This is a genomic window from Streptomyces sp. NPDC001348 (assembly GCF_053597535.1).
In genome coordinates this window covers 1-1,412 of the sequence record NZ_JBSFIK010000090.1, presented here as the reverse complement: position 1 = coordinate 1,412, position 1,412 = coordinate 1, and the positions used below count along the sequence as shown (strand labels likewise).

At 68.8% G+C, this 1,412-nt stretch carries 1 protein-coding gene; it reads left to right on the top strand.

The window, feature by feature from the left end; translation table 11 throughout:
• Positions 1 to 58 precede the first annotated feature (58 nt).
• Complete coding sequence (locus ACWC21_RS41310) at positions 59 to 1,288, top strand: IS701 family transposase (RefSeq protein ID WP_450889992.1); 1,230 nt, start codon at positions 59 to 61, stop codon at positions 1,286 to 1,288.
• The last annotated feature ends 124 nt before the right edge of the window (positions 1,289 to 1,412 follow it).

Sequence of the window (1,412 nt, the reverse complement as noted above, 5' to 3'; positions counted from 1 at the left end):
CCCTAGTAGTGCTTCGTTACGTTGGGTGATCTCGGCTGGTGGTGGGCATTGTCCTGGTATGAGGTTGGGGGAGGTGGAACGGCTCCGGGGTGAGTTAGCGGAGTTCGTTGCCGATGTGTTCGCCTCTGTGCCGCGGCGGGATCAGCGGCGGTGGGGCGAGTGTTATCTGCGGGGTCTGATGCTGGACGGCCGACGCAAGTCGATCCAGCCGATGGCCGAGCGGCTGCCGGACGGCAACATGCAGGCCCTGCAGCAGTTCGTGAACCAGTCGCCGTGGGATCCGCTGCCGGTGCGGCGGCGGATCGCCCAGCGGCTGTGCCAGGCTGTCCGGCCCGAGGTGTGGGTGATCGACGATGTGTCGTTCCCCAAGTGCGGCACCGCCTCGGCGGGAGTGGCCCGTCAGTACTGCGGAGCGTTGGGCAAGCGGGCGAACTGCCAGGTCGCGGTCAGCGTGCACGCGGCCACCGACACCGCCTCGTGCCCGTTGGAGTGGGAGCTGTTCCTGCCCGAGGAATGGGCGCACGATGACCGGCGACGGCAGCGGGCAGGGATACCCGACGAGGCCGGGCATGTGTCCAAGACGCGTCTGGCTCTGGGGCTGCTGGACCGGCTGGCCGCGCAGCAACTGAAGGTGCCGGTGATCGTGGCCGATGCCGGATACGGCCGCAGCGTGGCCTTCCGGCTCGCGCTGGAAGAGCGCGGCTGGTCCTATGTGATGGCCGTCGACCCGAAGGAGGTCGCACGGCCGGTGACCGCCGAGCCGTATCAGCCCGCCTACGGCGGGCTCGGACCGCCCACCCTGCCCCGTTACCGCCAGGCGGGGAAGCCTCTGCCCCGGCTCATCGACGATGCCACCGTCTTTCAGAAGGTCACCTGGCGTCAGGGCAGCAAGTCCTCGATGACCTCGCACTTCGCCGTGCTCCAGGTCAGGCCGTCAGGCAAGGAAGCCACCCGCACCGCCCAGGAACAGGCCGGAGGACCCCGTCACTGGGACGGCGTGCTGCCGCTGCGGACCCTGCTGGTCGAACGGCCCGAAGAAGCCGACGAGCCGACCGGCTACTGGATGACCAACCTGCCCGCCACCACCCCGGTCGCCGACCTGGTGCGGTGGGCCAAGATGCGCTGGCGGATCGAGCACGACTACCGCGAACTCAAGCACGGCCTGGGCCTGGACCACTTCGAAGGCCGCACCTGGCGCGGCTGGCACCACCACGTCACCCTCGTCACCGCCGCCCAGGCCTTCCTCACCCTCCGGCGGCTCGACCCAAAAGCCCAAGCGCCGGCCTGACCCTCTACCAGGTCCTCGATGCCCTCCAGGACCTGCTGAGGTGCTGGACCGGCACCTGCACCACCTGCGGCCGACCACTCACCACACGCAGAACCAGAGCCAGAACCTAACGAAGCACTACTAG